Genomic DNA, 17,644 nt, shown 5'->3' with positions numbered 1-17,644 from the left:
CCCCATGAACATCATCGCCGTCATCCCCGCCCGCATGGGCTCCTCGCGCTTTCCCGGCAAGCCCCTGGCGCCCATCGCGGGCATCCCCATGATCGGCCACGTCTGGAAGCGCACGGCCCTGGCCCTGGGCCAGGACAAGACCTGGGTCGCCACCTGCGACCGCGAGATTTTCGACTACATCGAGTCCGTGGGCGGGCGCGCGGTGATGACCGCCGACACCCACGAACGCTGCACCGACCGCACCGCCGAGGCCATGCTCAAGATCGAGGCCAGCACCGGGCGCGCCGACGTGGTGGTCATGGTCCAGGGCGACGAGCCCCTGGTGACCCCGGAGATGATCCGCCAGGCCGTAGCGCCCTTCGAGGCCGACCCCTCGGTGCAGGTGGTCAACCTCATGGGCGACCTGGCCAGCCGCGAGGAGCACGACGACCCCAACGAGGTCAAGGTGGTGGTGGACCTGGCGGGCAACGCCCTGTACTTCTCGCGCGAGCCCATCCCCTCGTGGAAGAAGGGCGCCAAGAGCCTGCCCATGTACAAGCAGGTCTGCATCATCCCCTTCCGGCGCGACTTCCTGCTGACCTTCAACCAGCTGGCGCCCACGCCCCTGGAGGAGGCCGAGTCCGTGGATATGCTGCGCCTGCTGGAGCACGGGCACAAGGTGCGCATGATCCACACCACGGGCCGCAACATCGGGGTGGACACCGCCCGCGACCTGGCCGTGGCCGAGGCGCTCATGGCCGGGGACGCCATCTTCCCCGGCTACGCCCAGGACCTGCGCCGCTAGAGGACTGCCACCCATGAGCGAACTGGCCGTTGTTTTCGGAGGCTCGGGCTTCCTGGGCAGCCACGTCTGCGACGAGCTGACCCGGGCCGGATACCGCGTGCGCGTGTGCGACCTCACGCCCTCGCCCTTCCTGCAACCCGGGCAGGAAATGATCCCCTGCGACATCCTGGACCGCGAGGCCGTGGCCCGGGCCGTGGACGGCGCCGACCACGTCTACAACTTCGCCGGGCTGGCCGACATCGACGAGGCGCGCGACAACCCCATCCGCACCCTTGAGCTCAACGTCATGGGCAACGCCCATATCCTGGAGGCCTGCCGGGCCGCCGGGGTGCGGCGCTACGTGTTCGCCAGCACGGTCTACGTCTATTCCGAAAAGGGCTCGTTCTACCGCGCCAGCAAGCAGGCCTCCGAGCGCGTCATCGAGGCCTACCGCGAGCGCTACGGCGTGGAGTACACCATCCTGCGCTACGGCTCGCTCTATGGCCGCCGGGCCGACATGCGCAACGGCATCTACCGCATCCTGCACTCGGCCCTGACCCAGGGCCACGTGACCTACTCGGGCACCGGCGAGGAGCAGCGCGAGTACATCCACGTGCGCGACGCCGCGCGCCTGTCGGTGCGCATCCTGGACGCCCAGTACGCCAACCAGCACGTCATCCTCACCGGGCCCTACCCCTACAAGGTCCGCGACCTGATGGACATGGTGCGCGAGATCATGGGCAACCGGCCCGACATCCGCTTCCTGAACAAGCCCCTGGGCGGGCACTACAAGATCACGCCCTACGCCTTTTTGCCGCGCCTGGGTACCAAGCTGGTGGGCGAATCGTACACCGACATGGGCCAGGGCCTGCTCGACTGCCTGGCCGAGATGCACGAAACCCTGACCAGCGAAGACGCCACGGGCAAAGACGACTGAGCACACCCCGCACGGGACACACCAGCACGCACCCCTTCGCCGCCGGGCCCGCCCGGCGCACATGGAGCCAGACCGCAATGCGCATCCCGTTCATCGATCTCAAGCAGCAGTTCCACCGCCTGGAGCCGGAAATCCGCCGCCGCATGGACGCGGTGCTGGCCCACGGGCAGTTCATCCTCGGCCCGGAAGTGGACGAGCTGGAGCGTGAGCTGGCCGCCTTCACCGGCGTGCGCCACGCCATCGGCTGCTCCAGCGGCACCGACGCGCTGCTGCTGGCGCTCATGGCCCACGGCGTGGGCCCCGGCGACGCCATCTTCCTGCCGCCCTTCACCTTCGTGGCCACCGCCGAGGTCGTGGCCCTGCTGGGCGCCACCCCGGTCTTCGTGGACGTGGACCCCGAAACCTTCAACATCGACCCCGAGGCCCTGCGCCTGGCCCTGCGCGCCCTGGACATGGGCGACCCCGGCAAGTACCCCCTGCCCGCGGGCGTAGGCAGGCTGACTCCCCGGGGCGTCATCCCCGTGGACATCTTCGGCCTGTCCGCCGACTACGCGGCCATCCAGAGCCTGGCCGACAAGCACGGGCTGTTCGTGCTCCAGGACGCGGCCCAGAGCTTCGGCGGGCTTTACCACGGCAAGCGCTGCGGGGCCATGGGCCATGTGGGCGCCACGAGCTTCTTCCCGGCCAAGCCCCTGGGCTGCTACGGCGACGGCGGCGCGGTGTTCACCGACGACGACGAGCTGGCCGCGCTGATGCGCTCGCTGCTCTTCCACGGCAAGGGCGGCCACAAGTACGACAACGACCGCATCGGCATCAACGGCCGCCTGGACACCCTGCAGGCCGCCATCCTGCTGCCCAAGCTGGCCATCTTCACCGAAGAGCTGGACGCCCGCCAGCGCGTGGCCGAGCGCTACACCGAACTGCTCGCGCCCGTGCCGGGGCTGACCCTGCAAGCCATCCCCCAGGGCTGCCGCAGCGCCTGGGCCCAGTTCTCCTTCCTGCACGAGCGGCGCGACGCCATCCAGCAGGCCCTGCACGCGGCGGGCATCCCCACGGCGGTGTACTATCCCAAGCCCCTGCACATGCAGAAGGCCTTCGCCAACCTGGGCTACCGGCCCGAGGACATGCCCGTATCCCTGGACCTGTCGCGGCGCATCATGAGCCTGCCCATGCACCCCTACCTGGACGACGCGCTCATCGCGGAGATCAGCGCCGCCGTGGCCGGGGCGGCCTCGTAGGCCGGGGCGCGGGCGCCATGCAAAACGCCGGTCCCCAGGCAGGCGCCCCCGGGCGCCACGGTCTGCGGGACCGGCTCGCGCTTTTGGCCGTGCTGGCGGCGGCCTACCTGGCCGGGCTGTATCCGCGCCTGCTGGAGCTGCCCCTGTGGGCCCACCCGCTGCTGGCCGTGGACGGCGAGCCGCTCATGGCCACCCACGACGCCTACGCCTGGCTGGCCGGGGTGCGCGGCCTGGGCACCGGCGCGGGCTCGGCCATGGCCGGGCTCATCGCCGGGGCGGCGGGGCTTTTCGGCGTGACCCCGGGGCAGGCCGCGTTCTGGATTCCGGCCCTGGCCGCGCCGCTGGTGGGCGTGGCCGCCGCGCTGTGGGCGCGGACCCTGGCCGGACCCGCCGCCGCCCTGGGCGCGGGCATGCTGGCCGCCACGGCCCCGGGGTTCCTGCAACGCACCCGCCTGGGGTTTTGCGACACCGACATCGCCACCCTGCTCTTTCCCCTGGTCCAGTGCTGGCTGCTGGCCCACTGGCTGGACCCCTGGCTGCGCCGCCCGGGAGCGCGCGGGACGGACGCGCCCCAGGGCCAGCCGGGCCCGCTGCTGCCCCTGCTGGCCGGGCTGGCCATGGCCCTGGGCGGCGGGCAGTGGCATGCGCGCATCGCCGACTACGGCGCCGGGGCCCTGTGGCTGGCGGCGGGGCTGGCCCTGCTGGCCGCGCGGCCCGGGGCGCGGCCCCGGCTGCTGGCCGGGCTGGGCCTGTGCGGGCTGGCGGCCTTTGGCGGCGTCCCGGGGCTGGTGGCGGCCCTGGCCCTGGCCGGGCTGCTGCACGCGGGCAAGGACGCCGCCCTGCCCGCGCCCTGGCGGCCCCTGGCGGCGGCGGCCCTGCTGGGGCTGGCCCTGGCCTGCACGCCGCAGCTCCCGGGGCTGGCCAAGCGCGTCACCACCCTGGCCACCACCTACGCCCGGCCCCAGGTGGAGCCGCGCGCCCCGCGCGAGGCCGTGGCGGACACCGCCCTGTACCCCGGCGTGACCCAAAGCGTCATCGAGGCCCGCGCCGAACCCCTGGACTCGGCCATGGCCAAGCTCTCGCCCCGGGCCTGGGCGTCCTGGGCGGGGCTGGCGGGCTTCGCCGTGGTGGCGGCGCTGCGCCCGGTGGCGCTGCTGCTGGCGCCCCTGGCGCTGGTGGTCTTTTTCGGCGCGACCCTGGGCACGCGGGTGACCATGTTCGGCGGGCCCGCCGTGGCCCTGGGGCTGGCCGTGCCCCTGGCCTGGGGCCTGCGGCGGCTCACGCGCGGGCGGCCCTGGGGCGGCGCGGCGCAGCTGGCGGCCCAGGCCCTGCTGGCCGGGGCCCTGCTCGTGCCCGCGTACCAGGCGGCCCAGGCCCTGCGCCCGGCCCCGGTGCTCACCGTGCAGCACGCCCGGGCCCTGAAGGCCCTGGGCGCCCAGGCCGAGCCCGGGGCCGGCCTGTGGACGTGGTGGGACTGGGGCTACGCCGCGCAATACTACGCGGGCCTGCCGACCTTCGCCGACGGCGCGCGCCACGGCGGGCAGGTCCTCTACCCCCTGGCCCTGGCCATGACCACCCCCGTGCCCCGCCAGGCGCGGCAGATGATGCAATACGCCGCCCTGCGCGGCTACCGCCCCTGGGAGACCTTCGACCGGCGCCCCGCCGCCGAGGTCCGCGAATTCATCGCCAGCCTGGGCAGCGCGCGCTACGACCTGCGCGAGGCCCCGCCCCAGTATCTGCTGACCACCTGGGAAGCCCTGCGCCTGGCCCACTGGATCACCTACTACGGCACCTGGGACGTGACCGCAGGCCAGGGCGTGCACGGCAGCCACACCCTGCTGGGGCGCTTCGCCCTGGACGGCGAGGCGGGCATGCTGCTGCCCGGGGAGGACGCGCCCATCCCGCTGCACAGCGCCGAGGAGCTCACGGCCACCGGGCGCACCCTGCGCACCTACGACCGCGGCCACGGGCCCCGGCTGCTCATCAACCGCCCGGCGGGCCAGGCCGTGCTGCTCGACGACCTGACCTACAACGGGATGCTGGTGCGGCTTTTGCTGTGCGCGCCCGACGACCCGGAGATCGCCGAGCATTTCAGGCTGGTGTACGAGGGGTTCCCCCTGGTGCGCATCTGGCAGGCCAGGCGGGAGGAGGCCCCCCAGCCCCCGCAGGAGGGCGGGCCCGGGCCCGGCGGGGCGGACGGCCCCGGCTAGTGCCGCGCCCGCCAAAGGCGGGCCTGGCCATGCACCACGGAACAGCGCGGAACAAAACGGCCTAAGATCTCAAAAAACCTGAATTCATTTGGGGACGCGGCACTGGCTGCCGCATTGCGGCAGGCCGCCCCGCACTGGCGCACCGCCGCATTGCCCCCCAACAAAAAATCCAACACCGCGCGTCCGTCTCGCTACGCGTCGGCCTTGGATTTTTTTGAGCACTGCGCCAGCCCGCCCGGCAGCAACGGCCCGGGAAGAGGCCTCGCCCGGCAGCGGCTAGGGCTCGCCCTGCTGGAAGTGGCGCTCGATGACGGCGGCGTCGCCCTGGCCCGACGCGGCGCCCAGGGTCTTGGACTCGCCGTGGCAGACGAAGCCCCCGCCCGAATGGTTCACGTAGCCCGCCGAAAGCACCGTGGAATACGGCATCTGCTCGCGCAGCTCGCCGTGCTCGATGCGGTCGGGAAACAGCACGGGGATGGCCCGCCCGGAAAAATCCTCGAAAATGATGTACTTCATCGCGGCACCTCGCGCCGGGTCTTGGGGTTCGCGCCGCCATGGGCGGACCCGCATCCTATATCGGCTTCGGCCCCCGATGTAAACGCCGCCGACCCGGCGGCGCGGCCCGGCGCATCGCCACACGGCCATGCAACCTCGCTGTTGTAGCGCCGTAGTCCCGAAAATGTGCTACTGCCGTGCGGCCAATTCCCCGGCAGGTTCCCACGCACAAAACCGCCCGGCATCGCCAGCGCTCCGCCGATCCGCCTTCAAGACCGTCACAATTCCATGGCGCCGTGCGCATCGTCTTCAACTACCGCATCCTGCATTGCCAGACAGTAAAATATGTCTTGCGCAAGATGTCTTCCGTGTGTATATATTCTTTCAAATTTCCCTTCGTATTTTTCAGCAGTCGCCATGCAGCCTGCGGGCATGGCGCATCCACAGCGACAAAAGAACGCCACCCATGAAGGAGTACACGCAATGGACGACCATCTGAAAGAAGCCCTTGAGATCGTCAAGGCCCAGGCCAGCGTCAGGACCATGACCGAGGACGAGATCACGTCCATGGTCCGCAAGCTCGCGGCGGGCATCCGGAGCATCGCCGAAGGCGAGCTGGGCGCCGAGCCCGCAGACACGACGCAGGACCCCCGCAAGGCCATCCGCGAGAAGTCCATCATCAACCTCGAAGACGGCAAGGCCTACAAGATCCTGACCAAGAAGAACCTGGCCAAGTTCGGCCTGACGCCCGACGAATACCGCGAGAAATGGGGCTACAAGAAGGGCACCCCGCTCATCTGCAAGAGCCTGCAGCGCGAGCGGCGCAAGAAGATGAAGGAAATGGAGCTGTGGACCAAGCGCTCCAAGGCCCGCAAGAAGAAATGACCCGCCTGGCGCCCCGGGCCCGCCAGCGGGCCCGGGGCGGCCTGCCTGCCCGCCCCGCAACGGCGGCCTGCGGCGGGCCAAAAAAATCCAGGCCTCGCGGCGGCCCTGCTCCGCGTCGGCCTGGATTTTTTTCGCGCCGTCAGTCCACCCTTCCTGAACGGCCAACAGAAGGGCTTCTCCCGCCAGCCCGCTACGCCCCCTGCTCCCGGAACCAGCGGTATGTCGCCGCAATGCCCTCGCGCAGCCCGATGCGCGGCCGCCAGCCCAGGGCCGTGAGCCGCGACACGTCCAGCAGCTTGCGCGGGGTGCCGTCGGGCCGCGAGGGGTCGAACACGATGCGCCCCTGGTAGCCCACCTCCCGGGCCACCATCTCCGCCAGCTCGGCGATGCTCACATCCTGCCCCGTGCCCACGTTGACGATCTCCTCGGCGTCGTATTCGCGCATCAGGTGCAGGCAGGCCGAGGCCAGGTCGTCCACATGCAGGAACTCGCGCCGGGGCGTGCCCGAGCCCCAGACCGTGACCTCCGGCTGCCCGGCGGCCTTGGCCGCGTGGAAGCGGCCCATGAGCGCAGGCAGCACATGGGAGGATTCGGCGTCGAAGTTGTCGCCCGGGCCGTAGAGGTTGGTGGGCATGAGGCTGATGGCCGAAAAGCCGTACTGCCTGCGGTAGGCCTGGCACATCTTGATGCCCGCGATCTTGGCCACGGCGTACCACTGGTTGGTGGGCTCCAGGGCCCCGGAGAGCAGGTACTCCTCGCGCAGGGGCTGGGGCGCGAACTTGGGGTAGATGCACGACGAGCCCAGGAACAGCAGCTTCTCCACCCCGGCCTTCCAGGCGGCGTGGATGACGTTGGTCTGGATGACCAGGTTGTCGCGGATGAACTCGGCGGGATACACGTCGTTGGCGTGGATGCCGCCCACCCGGGCGGCGGCCAGGAAAACATACTGCGGCCGCTCGGCCTCGAACAGGGCGGCCACGGCGGCCTGGTCCGTCAGGTCGCACTGGGCGCGGGTGCGGGTGAGCACGCCGGTGTGCCCTTCGGCCCCGAGGGCCCGCACGATGGCCGAGCCCACGAGCCCCCGGTGTCCGGCGACGAATATTCTGGAATCCTTCTGCATCATGGCCTCGCTGGTTGTGGTGCGCCGGGGCATCCTAGCCCCTTTTGCCCCCGGAGGGAACCACCGCGCCCCGGGGCTTCCCGGGGCTTTCCCCGGGTCCGCGAAGCGGATATACTCGCAGAATGCCCACCCCGCACGGCCCGGCCCCCGGCCCCGACTCCAGCCCCGAGGCGCGCGTGCGCGCCGGGGCGCACGTGGAATACCTCAAGATCGGCGAGTGCATCCTCTCGCGCCGCCCGGTGCTGGTGACCACGGTGCTCGGCTCCTGCGTGGCCGTGACCTTCCACCATCCGCCCACGGCCACCGGGGCCATCTGCCACGCCATGCTGCCCGCCGGAGGCCGAACGGCCCCGGGCCAGGGCAGCCCCTGCCGCTTCGTGGACGCGGCCATCACGGCCATCCTGGAACGCCTGGACGCCCTGGGCGTGCCGCGCGGCGAGCTGGTGACCCGGCTCTTCGGCGGCGGGTTCACCATCCAGCCCGAACGCAAGGGCCATGTGCGCGATGTGGTGGATGTGGGCGGCAAGAACGTGGAGACCGCGCGGCGCGAGCTGGCCCGCCACGGGCTGGCCCCGGCACAGGAAAAGGTGCTGGGCGACCGGGGACGCAAGCTCTTCTTCCACACCGGCAGCGGCGAGGTCTGGGTGCGCTTCGTGGACGAGCAGCCCCCGGCGGCGGTCCACCGCGAGCCCTGAGCCCCGGCGGCGCGGGCTCAGGCCGTCCCGTCCGCCCCGGGCGCGCCCCCGGCCCCCGGCCCCACTTTTTCCATGCCGAGGAAGAACAGCAGCAGCGCGGGCGTGACGAACACGGTGAACACCGTGGAGAACGCCAGGCCCGAGAGGATCACCGCGCCCAGGCCCGAATACAGCTCCGAGCCCGGCCCAGGCAGCACCGCCAGGGGCAGCATGCCGAAGATGGAGGTCAGCGCGCTCATGTAGATGGGCCGCAGCCGGGTGCGCACGGAATCCAGCACGGCCTCCTTGTGGGCCATGCCGCCCTCACGGATGTTGTTCAGCGACTGGTGGACGATGAGGATGGCGTTGTTGACCACCACGCCGATGAGGATGACGAAGCCCAGCATGGTCAGCACGTCCAGGGGCCGCAGCACGAACAGGTTCTGCACGCGCAGGCCGATGAATCCGCCCGCCGCCGCCAGAGGCACGGTGAACAGGATGACCAGCGGGTAGATGAAGTTGCCGAACAGCGCGGACATCAGCAGATAGATGATGACCACCGCCAGCACGAAGTTCCATTGCAGGGTTTCCCGTGTCTCCTGGAGCTTGTCCGCCGCGCCGGACAGGCGCACGTCGATGCCCGGCAGCGCCCCCTGCTCGCGCAGCTGCGGGATGAGCCCGCCCTCGATGGTCTCCATGGCCTGCTCCAGGGGCAGGGTCTCGGGCGGGGTGACCTGCAGGGTGAAGGTCCGGCGGCGCTCCAGGTGCCTGATCTCGTTGATGCCCGTGGTGCGCGTCAGCTCCGCCAGGGAGGAGATGGGCACCAGCCCGCCGCCTGGGGTGGACAGCAGGGTGGCGTAGAGATCCTCGGGGGTGGCCACGCGCTGGGCCGAGGCCTTGAGCACCAGGTCGATGGAGGGCACGCCCTCCTCCTTGAAGTCGCCGATCTTGCGCCCGTCCATGAGCACGTCGGCGGACAGGCCGAGGTCCTCGGCGGTCAGCCCGGCGGCGCGCAGCCTGTCGCGCACCGGGGTCAGGCGCACCTCGGGGAAGGTCATCTCGAAGGACGGCACGGGACGCACCTGGGCCCCGGCGATGGCCTGGGGGATGGCCAGGAACAGCGTCTGGGCCGCTCCGGCCAGGGTTTCCAGGTCCGCCCCCGCCAGGTCCACATCGATGGTCCGGTCGCCGCCCAGGCGGTTCTGGAAGATGCCCGCCTGGAAGGCGAAGCCGTAGACCCCGGGGATGGAATTGGAAATGCCCATGACCGGCCCGAGCAGCTCCTTGGCGCGCTGCTCCTCGGTGGACACCAGCCCGAAGATGTTGAACCCGGGCGCGCCCACGTAGAACAGGTCGCGCACCCCGGGCAGCCCGCCGGGGCCCTGCTCGCGGCCGATGAACGGCTCCGCGCCCTTGAATATCAGCTCGCCCGCGCGCTCGCGCTCCTGCACCGACTGGCCCGGCGGCGGAATGAGCACCGAAAGGATGAAGTTGCGGTTGCCCTGGGGCAGGTACTCCATCTTGGGCAGGAAGAGCACCGTGGCGCCCACGGCGAAGCCCGTGAGCAGCACGATGGTCGCCAGCCGCGTGGCCCAGGTGCGCAGGCAGGCCTCCACCAGGGCCATGACGGCCCCGGCAAAGGCGCGGCCCACGGCCTTGAGGGGCCGCAGGGCGCGCAGCTCGAACCCGGCGACCTCGCCGTCGCCCGCCGCCGCCGCGCGGCGCTCGCGCCGGGCCTGGGCAAAGCCGAAGAGCTTGGCCGCCAGCATGGGGATCACCGACACGGACACGAACAGCGACAGGGCCACCGAACAGGTCACGGCGATGGCGATGTCCTTGAAAAGCTGCCCGGCTTCCTCCTGGGTGAAGACCACGGGCAGGAACACGGCCACCGTGGTCAGCGTCGAGGCCAGCACCGCGCCCCAGACCTCGCGCGCTCCGTCGTAGGCCGCGCGCGCCGGGCTTTTGCGCAGCTGCCTGCGGTGGCGGTCGATGTTCTCCAGTACGACGATGGCGTTGTCCACCAGCATGCCCACGGCAAAGGAGATGCCCGCCAGGGAGACCACGTTCAGGTTGCGGCCCATGGCGCTCATCATGATGAACGAGCCGATGACGCTGATGGGAATGGCCACGGCCACGATGACCGTGGAGGAGAAGCTGCGCAAAAACAGCAGCAAAACGACCACCGCCAGCACGCCGCCGATGACGATGTTCTGGCGCACCAGGGCGATGGCGCCCTCGATGTAGGGCCGCTGGTCGTAGGCCCAGTCCATGCGGATGCCGTGGTCCTTGAGCTTGCCCTGGTTCAGTTCCTGGACCACCTCCCACACGGCGTTGGTCATGTCCAGGATGTTGGCGTCGGGGTCGGGGTTCACGCCCACGCCCAGGCCCGGCTCGCCGTTGTGCATCATGGCCACGGAGGTCTTCTCGAAGCCGAACTCGGCGTGGCCCACGTCGGCCAGGCGCACCCGGCGCTGGCCGTCGGAGAGCAACACCACGGCCTCGATGTCCCCGGGGTTGCGGAACTCGCCCGTGGAGCGGATGCGGTACTCGTGGCGGCCCAGGTCCATGTTCCCGGCGGAGACGTTGACGTTCTCGGCCCGCAGGGCGGCCATCACGGCGGGGATGGTCAGCCCGTGGGCGGCCAGGCGCGCCGGGTCCACCACCACGTGCATCTCGCGCTCGGTGCCGCCGCCCACGAACAGGTCGGCCACGCCGGGCACGCGCTCCAGGTACTGGCGCACCTCGTTCTCGAAAAACGTGCGGTAGCTGGCGATGGGCCGGTCGTTGCCCTCGTTGGCCTTGAGCACGACCCAGATCACCGGCGAGGCCGCCGAGCCCGTGGCGGTGATCACGGGCTTGTCTGCCGTGCCGGGGTACGAGGCCACCTCGTTCAACTTGTTGGACACGCGCAGCAGCGCGTCGTCCACGTCGGTGCCGATGGTAAAACGCAGGGTGATCTCGCCCTGACCGTTTTGCGAGCTGCTTTCCATCTCCGTGAGCCCGGTCAGGCCCTTGAGCACGTCCTCCTGCTCCTCGACGATGTCGCGCTCGATCTCGTAGGGCGTGGCGCCGGACCAGGTGGTGGTGACGGTGATTTCCGGCTCGGTGACCGTGGGCGTCAGCTGGTAGGGCATGCCCGACAGGCCGATGAGCCCGAAGAGCACGACCAGGATGATGCCCACGATGACCGACACGGGCCGCTGGATGGAAGACTGGATGAAGTCCATTGGCTCTCTCCCCCGCCTGCCCGGGCGGGGCTGACTACGGTGAATCCGGGACTGGCAGGCCGCTCAGGACGGCGCTGCACCGCGGCGGCGCGAAGCTCCTGCCCCGCCGCCCGGCTGCGGCCTTCCCTGCGCCCCGGCCCGGCAGCGCCGGGCAGCCCGCGAAAAGACGTGCCGCGACGGCCTGCTAGTTGCCGCCCTCGGTGCGCACGGGGGCGCCGGGGTACAGGCGCTCCTTGCCCTTGACCACCACGGGCATCCCCCCGGCCAGCCCGGGGCCGTTGACCCAGGCCCACAGCCCCTCGTAGGCCACCACCTGCACCGGCACCAGCTGCGCCGCGCCGTCCTCGGGCACGAAAACCACGGTCTGCCCGCGCATGAGCGCCACGGCGTCGCGCGGCACGCGCACGGCGTTGACCTCCTGGCCTGCGGGCAGGTGCGCCACGGCCTGCATCCCGTCGGCCAGCCCCGGCGCCCCGGAGAAGCGCAGCTTCACCGGGAAGGTCCGGGTGGCCACGTCGCCCCGGGGGATCACGGCATGGACCCGGCCCTCCAGACGCCGGCCCGACACCGTGGCCTCCACGGCCTGGCCCGGAGCCACGAAAGGCAGAATGTCCTGCGGCACGGAGACGACCACGTCCACGGCGTCGTCGCGGCCCACGAGGGCCACCGTGGCGCCTGCGGCCAGCCACTGGCCGCGCTCCACGCCGCGCTCGAGCACGACCCCGGAAAAGGGCGCGGGCACGCGGGCCTTGGTCAGCTCCAGGCGCAGGCGCTCGGCCTCGGCCCGCTGGGCCGCCGCCCTGGCCTCCAGCTCGCGCACGGTGAAGCGCGCCTCGTCGAAGTCCTGCTCGGCGATGGACCGGCTGCGCATGAGCTCCGTGCGCCGCGCCAGCTCCAGGCGCGCCAGCTCCAGCGAGGCCTCGGCCCCGGCCAGCCCGGCCTCGGCAGCGGCCAACCCCTTTTCCAGCAGCGCGGTGTCCAGGCGCACCAGGGCCTGCCCGGCGCGCACGCGCCCGCCTTCCTCGAAATTCACGGCCAGCACCAGCCCCCCGACCTCGGTGGCCACGCCGGACACCTCGGGGAACTCCACGCTGCCCACGAAATCCGCCCGGGGCACGGCCACGCCGTCCTCGGTCTGCCCGACGACGACCAGGGTGGCCGGAGGGCCCTGGGCCGCCCCGTCCTCGGCCCGGGCGCCCGCCGCCAGGAACAACACAAAAACCAGCATCAGCCCTGCCGTGATGCCCTTCATGAAACCCTCCGCCCCCCGGGGGGCCAGCGTTGGCTTGGCTACCGCTTGTCGCGCAGATAGCACACGTGGGTGTACAGGCGGTTGAGCAGGGAAAGCAACTGCTCCTGCTCCTGGGCCGTCAGGCACGAGAACGCCTGCTCGCTCTCCTTGGCGAAGATGGGCATGAGCTTGTCCTTGAGCCTGCGCCCTTCCTCGGTCAGGTAGATGCGGTAGGTGCGCCTGTCGTTGGCGTCACGCTCGCGGTACACGATGCCCTTGCCTTCCAGCACGTCGATCATCCGGGTGATGTTGGCCGTGTCCTTGAAGGAGCATTCGGCAAGCTCTTTCTGGGAGCGGCCCTCCTGCTCCCACAGCCGGCACAACAGCGCCCACTGTTCGGAGGTCACGTCCATGCCCGCCATGCGGAAGCTGCGGCGCAACTCGAACTTCATGGCCTTGCCCGTCCGGTAGATGGCATACCCGGCGGAATCGTCGAGGGAGAAGAGACTGTCGCTCATGGCACTACCTGCGTACGAATTATTGCTGTGCACGCTATATCCCAAGTGGGCCGGGGTCAACGGGAAAACCTGTTTGAAACACAGGCTCCCGCGGGTCCGGACCGCTTGGCGCTGGGCGGAACCGGTCGCTATGCGTTTGCCTATTTGCCCACCCGGCCACCCGGGGCCCGCCCCCGGGCGCCGGGGCCCGAAACGCGCAGGGGAGCCCGGCATGCACCGGGCTCCCCATGACACTGCTGCGCGGCCCCGCAAAAAAGGGCCAGCAAACGACGGCTAGTTCTTCTTGCCGCGGCGCTCCCACAGCTTCATCTCGCCCATCTTCTTGCGGCGCTCACGGGCCAGGCTCTTGCAGACCAGGGAGGTCTTCTTGGGGTAGCCCCACTTCTCCTTGTAGTCGGCGGGAGCCAGGTCGTGGGTGGCCAGGTGCCGCTTGGTCAGCACCTTGAAGCTCTTGCCGCACTCCAGGCAGACGATGCTCTTCTCGCGGATGGCCTTTTTCGGGTCCACGGCGGGGGATTCGCAGTCCGCGTCCACCACGTCGTCGCTGATGTTGGCGATGCCGTGGGCCAGCTTCTGGACCATGGAGATGATCTCCTCCTCGGTCATCGTACGCACACTGGCCTGGGCCTTCACTATCTCAAGCGCTTCTTTCAAGTAGTCGTCCATGTTGTTCCTCCAGAATGGGTGTGTGCGAACTCTATAGCCGACGAATCGTGAGCATGCAATCTGTTTTTTCGAGGGCGCGTGTAATCCCCTAGGCATTCCAGGGTATTTGCGCAACATCCTGCACAACTCGCCCCTCGCGGCCCGGGGGCCGGGCCGCAACCCCGGCTGTAACATGCCGCCGGAGCGCCCCATTCTGCGCGCTGCGCGTGCCGCACGCAGGCAGTGCATCGCGCGGCGGGAAACACGCTTCAAACACTGGCACTGCAACGCCCGGTTCCCGCAAATACGGGTGAATTCGGATTGAGAAAAAAAGAACACTCTCGCACCACAGTCCCGCCAGCCTCCCGCGCCCGCGGCATACAGAAACAATTGCATACGCAATGACGGCAGCGATGTATTCCCCTCGCGCAGCCAGGGGTACCCGTACGCCCCCGGGCCCCCGACGCGCAGCCCTGAGCCCGGGCCAACCTCCCCCTTGCGCGCCCCGGGGTCTCGGAGCGCGCGCCCCCAGTACGCAGCCCGCCCCGCCCGGCGGCGCACCCGCGAGCCGTCCGCACAAGACCCGCGCCCAAAAACAGCGCGCCCCCGAAGGGGCGCGCCAGGGCCGCCAGGGGCCGCGCAAAGCCGGGCCCCCGCCCGGCCTCAGCCCGCGCCGCGCAGCCCCGCCGCCCGCAGGATCGTCGCCAGCCCCAGCCGCTCGGCCACCACGTCCGCCAGCCGGTCCAGGGCCGGTTCCACATCGTAGGGCGCCACCACCCGGCCCACGGGCGCGAGCCCCGCCCGGCGCCGCAGCCCGTCCACGAACTCCCGCCGAAAGGCATCGGCGTCGAACAACCCGTGCAGGTAGCTGCCCCAGACCAGCCCGCCCGGCGCCCCGTAGCCGATGGCCGCCCCGTCGGCGCGCTCCACGCACACCCCGGCCCCGCCCCCCGGCACCGCCACCGTGCGCCCGTGATGGATCTCGTAGCCCGCCAGCTCCTGCCCCGTGGGCACATGCCGCGCCCGGGCGCGCACCAGGGTCTTCTCGCCCGCCAGCTCCGTGTCCACCCCCAGCAGCCCCAGGCCCGCGCGCACGCCGCCGCCCTCCAGCCCCAGCGGATCGGCCACCGTACGCCCCAGCATCTGCAACCCGCCGCACAGGCCCACGATCTCCGTGCGGCCCCCGGCGGCCAGCTCCGTCAGCTCCGCCCCCAGGCCCGAGGCCCGCAGCCAGTCCAGGTCCGCCACCGTGTTGCGGCTGCCCGGCAGCACCACCGCGTGCGGCCGCCCCAGCTCCCCGGCCCGCCGCGCCACGCGGAGCAAAACATCCGGTTCCCCGGCCAGGGCGTCCAGGTCCGTGAAGTTCGACACGTGCGGCAGGTCCACGCAGACCACCTCCACCTCGCGCCCGGGCCCGGGCCGCCCGTCCAGCGCCCCGCTCTTGAAGGACACCGAGTCCTCCTCCGGCAGCCCCAGGTCGTGCAGAAACGGCACCACCCCCGCGAACGGCACCCCCGTGCGCGCCGTGATCGCCTCCAGCGCCGGGGCCAGCAGGCTCTCGTCGCCCCGGAAGCGGTTGACGACGAACCCCGCCACCAGCGCCCGCTCCCATTCGGCCAGCAGCTCCATCGTCCCCGTGAAAGCCGCGAACACCCCGCCGCGGTCGATGTCCCCCGCCAGCAGCACCCGCGCCCGCGCATGCCCGGCCATGGCCATGTTCACCATGTCGTGGGCCCGCAGGTTGATTTCCGCCGGGCTGCCCGCGCCTTCGAGCACCATCACCTCGTGCTCCGCCGCCAGCGCGTCATACGCCGCCCTGGCCCGCGCAAAGGCCTCGGGCTTGTAGCGCACGTACTCGCCCACGCGCATCGTGCCCACCGGACGGCCCAGCACGATGACCTGCGAACCCATGTCGCTCACCGGCTTGAGCAGCACCGGGTTCATGCGCACGTCGGGCTCCAGGCGGCAGGCCTGGGCCTGGGTCGCCTGCGCCCGGCCCATCTCGCCGCCGTCGCGGGTCACGAACGAATTGAGCGACATGTTCTGGGCCTTGAACGGCGCCACCGCGTAGCCCTCGCGCAGCAGGATGCGGCACAAGGCCGCCGCCAGCACGCTCTTGCCCGCGTTGGACGAACAGCCCTGGACCATCAGCGCGGGCGTGCGCCGCCGCAACACCGCCGGGGCCGGGGCACCCAGCTCGCGCCCCAGGGCGCGCACCAGCCGCGCGTTCTCCCCCTCCCCGCGCACCGCCACCCGGAAATACCGCCCGTCCAGCCCCTCGAAATTGGCGCACACGCGCACCGCCACCCGCGCCCCCGCCAGCAGCCGCGCGGCCAGGGCCGCCGCGTCCGCCCCCGCTCCCTCCAAACGGCAGAGCAGGAAATTCGCCTCGCCCGGCAGCACCGTCAGCCCCGGCAGCGCCCCCAGCGCCCCGGCCAGCGCCGCCCGCAGCCGCGCCGTCTCCGCCACCGTGCGCGCCGCGTACTCCCCGTCCGCCAGCGCGCGCAGCCCCACAGCCTGGGCCAGCCCGTTCACCGACCACGGCGGCACCTGGGCGCGCCACGCCGCCGCAACCCCCGGCGCCGCGAAGCCCAGCCCCAGCCGCAGCCCCGGCAGCCCGTAGAACTTGGTCATGGACCACAAAACCACCACGTTCCCCGGCCGCGCCCCGGCCAGCCGCCCCAGCCCGGGCACGAAATCCGCGAACGCCTCGTCCACCACCACCCAGGCCGCCGGAAACTCCTGCGCCAGCGCGCACACCGCCCCGGGGTCCACCGTACGGCCCGTGGGGTTGTTCGGCTGGCCCAGGAACAGCGCCGCCCCCGGCCCATGCTCCCGCAGCCACGCCGCCGCGCGCTCCAGGTCCGGCGCGAACTCCCGCGCCGCGTCCAGCCCCAGGGCGTCCACCGCCAGCCCCGCCAGCTCGCAGGCCCGGCGGTAGTCGCCATACGCCGGAGCAGGCACCAGCGCCCGCGTCAGCCCCAGCGCCCGGGGCAACGCATACAACAGCTCCGTGGAGCCGTTGCCCGCCACCACCTCGCCCGCCGCACAGCCGAACCGCTGCGCCGCCGCCGCACACAACGGCCCCGCATACGGGTCCGGATAATGCCGCAGCCCCGACAGCGCCGCGCTGACCTCGCCGCGCAACCAGTCCGGCGGGCCCAGCGGGTTGATGCTGGCCGAAAAATCCGCCAGCTCCCCCACCGCGCACCCCGCCCGCGCCGCCAACGCGCGCACCTCGCCGCCATGCCCGAATCCCGAGTTTCGCATGGCGCGCAGCCTACACCAGAAGCAAACGCCCCGCCAGCCAGGACGCGGGCGGCGGGCCGAGGGGCGGATGGCTGCCGGGGCGCTGCCCCGGACCCCGGCAAGGGGGCGCTGCCCCCCTGCACCCCCCGCCAGGGGCCAAGGGCCCCTGGACCCCGCACGCCACCCCGGGACCGCGCGGCGAAGCGCCGCGCGGTCCCGGGGTGGGGAGGCTCGGGTGGGGAGGCTCGGGTGGGGAGGCTCGGGTGGGGAGGCTCGGGTGGGGAGGCTCGGGTGGGGAGGCTCGGGTGGGGGATCAGGCTGGAAGGCTGGGGACGGGGGGCTGGGTGGAGCGGCCGGGCCAATGCGCGGCAGCCGGGCCGGGTTCCTTGCAGGAATCCGGCCCGGCTGTCGGGCAGGGCGCAGGGGCGCCTCGGGCGCCGGACCCCTTA

At 71.5% G+C, this 17,644-nt stretch carries 13 protein-coding genes; 6 read left to right on the top strand and 7 right to left on the bottom strand.

The window, feature by feature from the left end; all coding sequences use genetic code 11:
- The first annotated feature begins 4 nt into the window (after positions 1-4).
- From kdsB to G495_RS22820, 4 genes are all read left to right on the top strand, one after another.
- Positions 5-784: a 3-deoxy-manno-octulosonate cytidylyltransferase gene (gene kdsB / locus G495_RS0109120; protein WP_028587558.1), complete on the top strand. Its 780-nt coding sequence runs from the start codon at positions 5-7 to the stop codon at positions 782-784.
- Between the two features lie 13 nt (positions 785-797).
- Positions 798-1,700, top strand: coding sequence for an NAD-dependent epimerase/dehydratase family protein (locus G495_RS0109115; RefSeq protein ID WP_028587557.1), 903 nt, complete (start codon positions 798-800; stop codon positions 1,698-1,700).
- A gap of 77 nt (positions 1,701-1,777) precedes the next feature.
- A complete protein-coding gene (locus G495_RS0109110) occupies positions 1,778-2,938 on the top strand; it encodes a DegT/DnrJ/EryC1/StrS family aminotransferase (RefSeq protein ID WP_028587556.1) in 1,161 nt (386 codons plus the stop codon).
- Between the two features lie 17 nt (positions 2,939-2,955).
- Positions 2,956-5,148, top strand: a complete 2,193-nt coding sequence (locus G495_RS22820) for an STT3 domain-containing protein (protein WP_028587555.1) — start codon at positions 2,956-2,958, stop codon at positions 5,146-5,148.
- Between the two features lie 276 nt (positions 5,149-5,424).
- Here the strand turns inward: G495_RS22820 and G495_RS0109100 are convergent, their stop codons facing one another.
- Positions 5,425-5,664: a hypothetical protein gene (locus G495_RS0109100; protein WP_028587554.1), complete on the bottom strand. Its 240-nt coding sequence runs from the start codon at positions 5,662-5,664 to the stop codon at positions 5,425-5,427.
- A gap of 462 nt (positions 5,665-6,126) precedes the next feature.
- On the opposite strand from G495_RS0109100, the gene G495_RS0109095 reads away from it, so the two are divergent.
- Complete coding sequence (locus G495_RS0109095) at positions 6,127-6,528, top strand: Ros/MucR family transcriptional regulator (RefSeq protein ID WP_028587553.1); 402 nt, start codon at positions 6,127-6,129, stop codon at positions 6,526-6,528.
- Positions 6,529-6,718: 190 nt separating this feature from the next.
- Here the strand turns inward: G495_RS0109095 and fcl are convergent, their stop codons facing one another.
- The gene (fcl, locus tag G495_RS0109090) at positions 6,719-7,648 is read right to left on the bottom strand and encodes a GDP-L-fucose synthase (protein ID WP_028587552.1); all 930 of its coding nucleotides are present in this window, start codon (positions 7,646-7,648) and stop codon (positions 6,719-6,721) included.
- Between the two features lie 122 nt (positions 7,649-7,770).
- Here fcl and G495_RS0109085 point away from each other — a divergent pair, with 122 nt between their 5' ends.
- The gene (locus G495_RS0109085; protein ID WP_084458080.1) at positions 7,771-8,343 is read left to right on the top strand and encodes a chemotaxis protein CheD; all 573 of its coding nucleotides are present in this window, start codon (positions 7,771-7,773) and stop codon (positions 8,341-8,343) included.
- A gap of 17 nt (positions 8,344-8,360) precedes the next feature.
- On the opposite strand, the gene G495_RS0109080 is transcribed toward G495_RS0109085, so the two are convergent.
- From G495_RS0109080 to G495_RS0109055, 5 genes are all read right to left on the bottom strand, one after another.
- A complete protein-coding gene (locus G495_RS0109080) occupies positions 8,361-11,552 on the bottom strand; it encodes an efflux RND transporter permease subunit (RefSeq protein ID WP_028587550.1) in 3,192 nt (1,063 codons plus the stop codon).
- A gap of 184 nt (positions 11,553-11,736) precedes the next feature.
- A complete protein-coding gene (locus tag G495_RS0109075; RefSeq protein WP_028587549.1) occupies positions 11,737-12,804 on the bottom strand; it encodes an efflux RND transporter periplasmic adaptor subunit in 1,068 nt (355 codons plus the stop codon).
- 38 nt (positions 12,805-12,842) lie between these two features.
- Positions 12,843-13,301 (bottom strand): MarR family winged helix-turn-helix transcriptional regulator, encoded by a 459-nt coding sequence (locus G495_RS0109070; RefSeq protein ID WP_028587548.1) that lies wholly within the window; start codon positions 13,299-13,301, stop codon positions 12,843-12,845.
- 273 nt (positions 13,302-13,574) lie between these two features.
- Positions 13,575-13,967 (bottom strand): Ros/MucR family transcriptional regulator, encoded by a 393-nt coding sequence (locus G495_RS0109065; protein ID WP_028587547.1) that lies wholly within the window; start codon positions 13,965-13,967, stop codon positions 13,575-13,577.
- Positions 13,968-14,609: 642 nt separating this feature from the next.
- On the bottom strand, positions 14,610-17,216 hold the full coding sequence (locus tag G495_RS0109055) for a cobyric acid synthase (RefSeq protein WP_028587546.1): 2,607 nt from the start codon (positions 17,214-17,216) through the stop codon (positions 14,610-14,612).
- Positions 17,217-17,644: the final 428 nt, after the last annotated feature.

This window comes from Desulfocurvus vexinensis DSM 17965, assembly GCF_000519125.1.
GTDB lineage: Bacteria > Desulfobacterota > Desulfovibrionia > Desulfovibrionales > Desulfovibrionaceae > Desulfocurvus > Desulfocurvus vexinensis.
This window is presented reverse-complemented; position numbering and strand designations above follow the sequence as displayed.